1 protein-coding gene is annotated in these 10,139 nt (G+C 69.2%); it reads left to right on the forward strand.

Annotation, left to right across the window (positions count from 1 at the left end):
• Positions 1–10,139, forward strand: a 10,139-nt coding sequence (locus FHS42_RS35855) for a non-ribosomal peptide synthetase (RefSeq protein ID WP_184580533.1), incomplete at both ends; no start/stop codon positions are given.

Raw genomic sequence — 10,139 nt, forward strand, 5'->3', positions numbered from 1 at the left:
ACCTCGCCCGCTGGAACCACGACGGCCAACTCCACTACCTCGGCCGCACCGACACCCAAGTCAAAATCCGCGGCTTCCGCATCGAACTCGGCGAAATCCAAGCCGCCCTCGCCGCACAACCCGATATCGCCCGGGCCGTGGTGACGACCTACGAAGGAAGCGCGGGCGATGCACGACTTGTCGCGTACACGGTTCCCTCATCGGTGGGCGAATTTTCCGCGGCAGAAACGCGCGAGATGCTGCGCCAAACACTTCCCGATTATATGGTTCCGGCGAGCATCGTCCCTCTTGACGATATTCCGCTCACCCACAACGGGAAAATCGACTACCGGGCGCTCCCGGTTCCGGAGCATGGCGCCCACGCGACGGAAGGGCGCGCACCACGCACGCCGCTAGAAGAGATCCTGTGCACCCTCTTTGCGGACATTCTCGGCGTGCCCGCCGTGTCCATCGATGATGATTTCTTCGCCCTCGGCGGCCATTCCCTGCTCGCCACAAAACTGACCAGCCGCATCCGCGCCATCCTGGGTTCCGAGGCCCCGCTGCGGTTGCTTTTCGAGGCCCCCACCGTCGCCGCGTTGGCCCCTCAACTCACCGAGGGCCGCACGCGTGCGGTGCTGACGCCCGGCAAGCGCCCAAGCCGCCTTCCGCTGTCCGCGGCCCAGCAGCGGCTGTGGTTTCTCCACAAGCTAGAAGGCCCATCGGCCACGTACAACCTGCCGTTCGTGCTGCGGCTGGCCGGCGACCTCAACACTCGTGCGCTGCAAGCAGCGTTGGGCGACGTCATCGCCCGACACGAGACGCTGCGTACCATCTTCCCGGAGAGCGCCGATGGCCCGTATCAGCACATCCTTGCCCCGGCCCGGATCACCCTCAACCTGTCGGAGCGGCAGTGCACCGAGGCAGAGTTGCCCGGAGCGATCGATGAGGTAGCGCGCCACACGTTCGAGCTGGCCACCGACGTCCCGGTCAAGGCCGAGTTGCTGACCACGGGCCCAGGGCAGGCGGTCCTTGTCCTGGTCCTCCATCACATCGCCGCCGATGGCTGGTCCATCAACCCGCTGGCACGTGACCTCGTCAACGCGTACGGTGCCCGCCGCGCGGGGCACACGCCGCAGTGGTCGCCGCTGCCCGTGCAGTACGCGGATTACACGCTGTGGCAAGACCAGCTCCTCGGTGATCCAGCCGACCCGCAGAGTCTGTTCGCCGAGCAACACCACTATTGGGCGAAGCAACTGGCCGAGCTGCCCGAGCAGGTCACCATCCCCACCGACCGGGTGCGACCCGCCGTCCTGTCGTACACGGGGGACACCCTGGACTTCGCCCTGGACACCGCGCTCCACCGGTCGATCACGGCACTCGCCCGCTCTACCGGCACCACGGTCTTCATGATCCTCCAGACGGCGATGGCCGCGCTGCTCACCCGGCTCGGTGCGGGCACCGACATCCCCGTGGGCAGCGGTGTGGCCGGCCGCACCGATGAAGACCTCGAAGATCTGGTCGGCTTCTTCGTCAACATGCTGGTCCTGCGCACCGACACCTCGGGCGACCCGACCTTCACCGATCTGCTAGCTCAGGTGCGCGAGACCAGCCTGGCCGCCTACACCCACCAAGACGTCCCCTTCGACTTTTTGGTGGAAAAGCTTAACCCCGAACGCTCGGCGGCCCACCACCCGCTGTTCCAGGTCGCGCTGGTGCTCCAAAACAACGAAGAGGCGCACTTCGACCTGCCCGGGCTGCGGGCCCACACCGAAACCGTCACTACCGGCACCTCCCGGTTCGACCTCTTCCTCAGCGTCAGCGAGGTGTTCGACGAGGCGAAGACGCCCGGCGGCGTGCGGGTCCGGGCCGAGTACGCCACCGACCTCTACGACCCCGAGACCATCACCGCGCTCGCCGTGCGCTGGGAGCGGTTGCTGCGCGCGATGGTCACCGATCCGCGGCAGCGCATGGGCGCCGTGGAGCTGACCACCGAGCAGGAGCGGCAACAGGTCCTCACCGACTGGAATCCCTCGCGCCCCGGCGTCGTACCGGCCACGCTGCCCGCGCTCTTCGAGGCGCAGGCCGCCGCGCACCCCGACGCGCCGGCGCTCAGCAGCGGCGACCTCACGCGCACGTACGGCGAGTTGAACACCCGGGCCAACCAGATCGCGCACTGGCTCATCGCCCGGGGGATCGGCCCCGAGCAACTGGTGGGTGTGGCCATGCCGCGCTCGATCGAACAGGTCGCCGTCATCCTCGGCATCATGAAGGCAGGTGCTGGCTACCTGCCGATCGATGCGGCCTACCCCGCTGAGCGCATCGGCTATGTGGTGGACGACGCCCGCCCCAAGCTGGTCCTGACCACCGAGGCCACGGCGGCCGACCTGCCGCACGAACTGACGGCGCCGCTCATCGCCATCGACGCACCAGCGATCCTGGCGGCCTGGGACACGTACGCCCCGGCCAATGTGACCGACGCCGACCGACACGGTGCGCCGATCACCCCGCACCATCTCGCGTACGTGATCTACACCTCGGGTTCCACCGGCCGCCCCAAGGGCGTGGCAGTCACCCACACCGGCATCGCCGCGCTCAATGCCACGCACACCGAACGGTTCGCCCCCGGCACCGGCTCCCGCGTGGCGCAGCTGTCGTCGCCCAGTTTCGACGCCTCCGTATGGGAGCTGGCCATGGCGCTCACCACGGGCGCCACCCTGGTCCTGCCACACCAGCAACGCCTAGCGGGCGAAGAGTTGGCGACGGTGCTGGCCGAGGAGCGGATCACGCATGCCACGCTCCCTCCATCGGTGCTGGCCACCCTCCCCGCAGCCAGCCCCGGCGCGCTGACCGAGCTGCGCACACTGGCCGTCGCCGGTGAGGCGCTGCCGTCTCAGCTCGCGGAGCAGTGGGCGCCGGGTCGCACCCTGATCAACGCCTACGGCCCGACCGAGACCACCATTTGCTCCGCCACCAGTGGGCCCCTGATCGACGGCCGGGCACCGATCGGCACGCCCATCGTGGGGACCCGGCTCTACGTCCTCGACCGCCAGTTGACGCCACTGCCTCCGGGGGTGCCTGGGGAGCTGTACGTCGCCGGGCCCAGCCTCGCCCGCGGCTATCTGGGACGGGCCGCCCTGACCGCCGAGCGGTTCGTGGCCAATCCCTTCGGGCCGCCCGGCTCGCGCCTTTACCGCACCGGCGACCTGGTCCGGTGGAACCGCGAGGGCCAACTCGACTATCTCGGCCGCACCGACCACCAGGTCAAGATCCGCGGCTTCCGGATCGAACTCAGCGAGGTCGAGGCCGCCCTCACCGCGCAGCCCGGCGTCGCCCAGGCCATCGCCATCACCCACCGGGACGAGCAGGGCGGCGTGCGGCTGGTCGCGTACGCGGTGCCCGAGCGGTCCGCCGAGCTGTCCCCCTCGCTCCTGAGCCAGGCGCTGCAACAGCGGCTCCCCGGCTATATGCTCCCGGCGGCCATCACCCTCATCGCGAGCCTCCCACTCACCCACAGCGGAAAGGTCAACCACAAGGCCCTGCCCGCGCCCGAACTCCCGATGCTCGCGGACGGCGGCAGGGGGCCACGCACTCCGCAAGAGGAGATCTTGTGCGCGCTGTTCGCCGAGGTCCTCGGCCTGTCCACGGTCTCCATCGACGACAGCTTCTTCGACCTGGGTGGGCACTCGCTCCTCGCCACCAAGCTCACCAGCCGCATCCGCACCGCCCTGGGCTCGGAGGTCCCGCTGCGCCTCCTCTTCGAGGCACCCAGCGTGGCCGCGCTCGCCCCGCGGCTCACCGGCACGCACACGCGCGCACCGCTGCTGCCCACCCCACGGCCCGAGCGACTTCCGCTGTCGTACGCGCAGCAACGGCTATGGTTCCTGCACCAGTTGGCGGGCCCGTCCGCCACGTACAACATGCCGCTCGCGCTGCGGCTCAGTGGCGAGTACGACCTGGACGCGCTGCGCGCGGCCCTTGCCGAATTGGTCGCGCGGCACGAGCCGCTGCGGACGGTGTTCCCGGAGGTCGATGGCAGGCCATACCAGCACATCGTGGAGCCCGACCAGGCAACCGTCGAGTTGCGGCCCATGCCCGTCAGCGAAGAGGAGTTGCCCGGCCTGTTGACGCAGGCGGCGCACCACCCCTTTGACCTGGCTTCACACCTCCCGCTGCGTGCGTGGCTGTATACGACCGGCCCCGGGGAGGCCGTGTTGATGCTGGTGCTGCACCACATCGCGGGGGACGGTTGGTCGCTGCGTCCGCTGGCCACCGATCTCGTGACCGCGTACGCCGCGCGCCGCGAGGGCCGCGCCCCGGCCTGGGAACCGCTGCCGGTGCAGTACGCCGATTACACACTGTGGCAGCACCGGCTGCTGGGCGACGCAGGCGATCCGAACAGTCGCTTCGCCCAGCAGTACGCGTACTGGGCCGAGCAACTCGCCGACCTTCCGGAGCACGTGACACTGCCCAGCGACCGGCCCCGCCCGGCCGTCAAGTCCTACGCGGGTGACGCTGCCTGGTTCAGCCTGGACGCCGAACTACACGCTGCGGTGACCGAGTTGGCGCGTTCGTCGGGGGCGACCGTCTATATGGTGCTCCAGGCCGCCATGGCCGCGCTGCTGACCCGGCTCGGCGCGGGCACCGACATTCCGGTGGGCGGCGGCGTCGCGGGCCGCACCGACGACAGCTTGCACGATCTGATCGGCTTCTTCGTCAATATGTTGGTGCTGCGCACCGACACCTCCGGCGACCCTACCTTCGCCGAACTCCTGGACCGGGTGCGGGAGACGAGCTTGGCCGCGTACACGCATCAGGACCTGCCCTTTGACACCCTGGTGGAGAAGCTGAATCCGGAGCGGTCCACCTCGCACCAGCCGCTGTTCCAGGTAGCGCTGGTCCTCCAGAACAACGATGCCTGGCAGTTCGATCTGCCGGGGCTGAAGGTCCGCACCGAAATCGTGGACCCCAAGACCTCGCGGTTCGACCTCTTCCTCAGCCTCAGCGAGCACCAGGATGCCAGCGGGGCGCCTGCGGGCCTGGAGATTCGGGCCGAGTACGCCACCGATCTGTTCGACCGCGCCACGATCGCGGCGTTCATCAGCCGTTGGACCCGTCTGATGCGGGAGCTGGCCGCTGACCCGTCTCGGCGCATTGGCGCGGTGGAGTTGATCACCGCCGAGGAACGGTGCCGGGTCCTGACCGAATGGAGCCCGACCGACCCGGATGTTGCGGAGGCGACGCTGCCCGCGCTGTTCCAGGACCAGGCCGCGGCCCGGCCAGCGGCTCCCGCCGTCAGCGACGGTGAGCACGTCTGGTCGTACGGGGAGTTGAACGCGCGGGCCAATCGCATCGCGCACTGGCTCATCGCCCGCGGGCTCGGTCCCGAGCAGGTGGTGGGTGTCGCGATGCCGCGCTCCGCCGCACAGCTCGCGGTGATTCTCGGCATCGCCAAGGCAGGCGCCGCGTATCTGCCGATCGATCCGAGCTATCCGGCCGAGCGGATCGGCTATCTCGTCGCCGACGCGGGGCCCCGGCTGGTTCTGACGACCGGCGCCACCCTCAGCGACCTGCCGCAGGAGCTAGGCACCGAGCTGGTGGTCACCGACGCACCGCAAACCGTGACGGCATGGGGCCAGTACGCCGCCACCGATCCGACCGACGCCGACCGGCAGGGCGCCCCCCTCGCGCCGCACCATCTCGCCTACGTGATCTACACCTCCGGTTCTACCGGCCGGCCCAAGGGCGTGTCGGTCACCCACTGTGGGCTGGCGGGGCTCGGTGCCACCTTGGTCGAGCGCTCCCGGGCCGATGCGGACAGCCGAGTGCTGCAACTGGCGTCCATGAGTTTCGATGCCTCGGTCCTTGAGTACATGCTGGCCTTCACGGCCGGCGCCACGCTGGTCATTCCTCAACAGCAGCGGCTGGCCGGCGATGAGTTGGCTACGGTGTTGGCCGATGAGCGGATCACGCACGCCTTCATCCCGCCATCGGTACTGGCCACCCTCCCCGACGACGCCCCGCAGGCCCTCACCGACTTCCGCACCCTCATCGTCGGGGCCGAGGCCTGCCCACCCGATCTGGTCGAGCCGTGGTCGGCAGGGCGACGCATGCTCAACCTCTACGGCCCCACCGAAACCACCGTCGCCGCCACCATCAGCCACCCCCTCACCACCCACCACACCCCCATCGGCTACCCCCTCCTCAACACCCAGCTCTACGTCCTGGACGACACACTCCAACTCGTCGCCCCCGGCATCCCCGGCGAGCTATACATCCACGGCCCCGGCATGACCCGCGGCTACCTGGGCCGTCCTGCCCTCACCGCAGACCGATTCCTCGCCAACCCGTACGGACCACCCGGCTCCCGCATGTACCGCACCGGCGACCTCGCCCGCTGGAACCACGACGGCCAACTCCACTACCTCGGCCGCACCGACACCCAAGTCAAAATCCGCGGCTTCCGCATCGAACTCGGCGAGATTCAGGCAGCGTTGTCCGACCATCCGGGCGTCGCCCGCGCGGTGGTCACCACCCGTCGCTCCGACGAGGGCGATGTGCGCCTTGCCGCGTACGTCGTACCGGCCCTGGCGGAGACCGCCACCAGCGAGGAGCGGGTGGCGGAGTGGCGGGATATGTACGACACCCTCTATGGCGAGTCGGCGCATATCGCATTCGGCAGCAACTTCCGCGGCTGGAACAGCTCCTACACCGGACAGCCCATTCCGCTGCCCGACATGCAGGAGTGGCGCGCGGACACGCTCGACCTCATCCGGGAACACCAGCCCCGCGCCATCTTGGAGATCGGCGCCGGCTCGGGTCTGCTGCTCGCGCCCCTGGCACCCACCGTGGAACGGTACTGGGCCACCGACCTCTCCCCCGCTTCCACCCGCTACCTCAGCGAGCAGGCCGAGGCCAGGAACTGGGAACACGTCCACGTGCGCTGCCAGCCGGCCCATGACTTCACTGGCATCCCCGGCGGCACCTTCGACACCATCATCCTCAATTCGGTCATCCAGTATTTCCCTCATCACCGCTATCTGACCGATGTCCTCAACCAGGCCATCGAACGGCTGGCGCCCGGCGGGCGCATCATCCTCGGCGACATCCGCCACCACGCCACCCATGCCGCCTTCCGCACTGCCGTGTACGCCCCCACCGCGGCCGACACGGCCGCCCTGCACCACACCGCGCAGCAGGCCGTGATCAACGAGGAAGAACTCCTCATTCACCCGGCGTTCTTCACCGCGTACGCCGAAGACCACCCCCACATCACCGCCGTCGATACCCGCATCAAGCACGGCACCCCGCACAACGAACTCACCCGCCACCGCTACAACACCACCCTCCACACCAACCCCAGCGAACCCCTGCCCCTCCAGTCCCTCCCCGAACAGCCGTGGGCCACCTCGGACACCACCGCGACGCCCCAGGGCCTGGCCGCGGAGCTGGCCCGTCTCACCCATCAGCACCAGACACCGCTACGCATCACCGCACTGCCCAACAAGCGGCTCACCGCTGAGACCGCTGCCCTCCACGCCACCCAGGCACAGGCCCCCATCGAGGACGTACGCCGCATCCTCGACACCGATGACCCCACCGCCATCGACCCCCAGGCCGCGGTCGAGTGGGCCACTGCGCACGGTTACCGCGCCCTGTGCACGTACAACGGCCACTCCACCGACGCCTTCGACCTCATCCTCATCCCCGCCGACCACCCCACAAGCGCCTACACCGGCACCTATCGGCCCGCCCACATCAGCCGCTCCCCCTCCGCCCTCGCCAACACCCCCAGCACCAGCCTCACCACCACCGCGCTCATCACCGCCCTGCGCGAGCGCCTCACCGCCCAGTTGCCCGCACACCTGGTGCCCGCCACCATCACCCCGCTCACCAGCATTCCCCTCACCCCCAACGGCAAGATCGACCACAAGGCGCTGCCTGCGCCCGACACCACGGGCCGCACCGATGGGCGCCCGCCCCGCACCCCGCAGGAAGAGATCCTGTGCACGGTCTTCGCGGAGATCCTGGGACTGCCCGCCGTCACCATCGACGACAACTTCTTCGACCTCGGCGGCCACTCCCTGCTCGCCACCAAGCTCATCAGCCGCATTCGCACCGCCTTCGATGTGGAGGTGCCGCTGCGTACCCTCTTCACGGCCCCGACCGTCGCTGAGTTCGCGGGGCAGTTGGCCGAGGGTGGCCAGGCGCAGGCCGCGCTGGTCGCGATCGACCGGGCGGCTCGGCCCGACCGGCTGCCGCTGTCTTACGCGCAACAACGGCTGTGGTTCCTCCACAAGTTGGAGGGCCCCTCCGCCACGTACAACATGCCGTTCGCGCTGCGTCTTTCGGGCGAACTCGACCAGCGGGCACTGGAGGCGGCGCTGAACGATGTCGCGGCCCGCCACGAACCGCTGCGTACGGTGTTCCCGGATGCGGGTGACGGCCCGTACCAGCGGATTGTGGAACCCGACGAGGCGCGGGTGCACCTCGCGGTGCGGCAGGTGGCGAACGAGGAGGAACTGGCCGACGCGCTCAACGCCGCCGGTCGCTTCGCCTTCGACCTGGCGACCCAGGTGCCGCTGCGGGCATCGTTGTTCGTATTCAGCCCTACCGAATCCGTGCTGATGTTGCTGGTGCACCACATCGCGGGCGACGGCTGGTCCATCAATCCGCTGGCAGGAGACCTGGCCACCGCCTACGCCGCACGCCGCGCCGGCCAGGCCCCACCGTGGGAACCGCTGCCGGTGCAGTACGCGGACTACACCCTGTGGCAGCACCGGGTCCTGGGCGAGGAGAGCGACCCCGACAGTCTCTTCAATCGCCAGTACGCCTACTGGGAGCGGCAGTTGGCCCACCTCCCCGAGCAGGTCACGGTGCCCACCGACCGGCCCCGCCCCGCCGTGATGTCCTCCGCGGGCGAGGTGGCCTGGTACGACCTGGAGCCCGAGCTGCACCAGGCGGTCACCGAGTTGGCCCGCTCCACCGGCACGACCGTCTACATGGTGCTCCAGGCGGCGCTGGCCGCCGTGCTGACCCGGCTCGGCGCGGGCACCGACATCCCCGTAGGGGGCCATGTCGCCGGCCGTACCGATGACAATCTGAACGACCTCGTCGGCTTCTTCGTCAACACCCTCGTGCTACGCACCGACACCTCCGGCAACCCCTCCTTCGCCGATCTACTCGGCCGCGTACGCGAAACCAGCCTCGCCGCCTACAGCCATCAGGACATCCCCTTCGACACCCTGGTCGAAAAGCTCAACCCGCAGCGCTCAGCGGCCCACAACCCGCTGTATCAGGTCGCGTTGGTGCTCCAGAACAACGAGGAGTCCCACTTCGACCTGCCGGGTCTACGCATCCGCCCGCGGTTCGTGAAGACCGGCACGGCCCGCTACGACGTGCTGTTCAGCCTTGCGGAGAGCTTTTGTGGCTCGGTACCGGACGGCGTGAGCGTCACCGTCGAGTACGCGACCGACCTGTATGACCCCTCAACCGTGGAGGCGTTCGTCGGCCGCTGGTCGCGGTTGCTGCGCGCGGTGGTCGCCGACCCCACGGTGCGCATCGGCGCCGTGGAGCTGACCACCGCGCTAGAGCGGCGCCAGGTTCTCACGGACTGGAGCCCCAGCGACCCGGAGTGTGCCGAGGCCACATTCCCGGCGCTGTTCGAGACACGGGCCGCCGCCACCCCGCATGTCCTGGCCGTCAGCGATGGGCGCGATGCCTGGACGTATGGGGAGCTCAACGCCCACGCCAACCAGATCGCGCACTGGCTTATCGGCCGCGGAATCGGCCCCGAGCAGCTGGTAGGTATCGCCATGCCACGCTCGGCCGAGCAGGTGGCGGTCCTGCTCGGGGTACTCAAGTCGGGCGCCGCATATCTGCCCATCGACCCGGCCTATCCGCACGAGCGCATCAGCTATCTGGTCGCCGACGCCGCCCCGGCGCTGATTCTCACGACCAGCGCCACCGCCACCGAGCTGCCCGCCGGCCTCACCGCCCCGGTGGTGGCCGCCGATGCGCCGGTGACCCGGGCGCAGTGGTATCGGTGCGCGAACGGTGATCCGACGGATGTTGATCGGCGTGCGCCGCTCACCCCCCACCACCTGGCCTACGTCATCTACACCTCCGGCTCAACCGGCCACCCCAAAGGCGTATCCGTC

The organism is Streptomyces zagrosensis, assembly GCF_014203645.1.
GTDB classification, from domain to species: domain Bacteria; phylum Actinomycetota; class Actinomycetes; order Streptomycetales; family Streptomycetaceae; genus Streptomyces; species Streptomyces zagrosensis.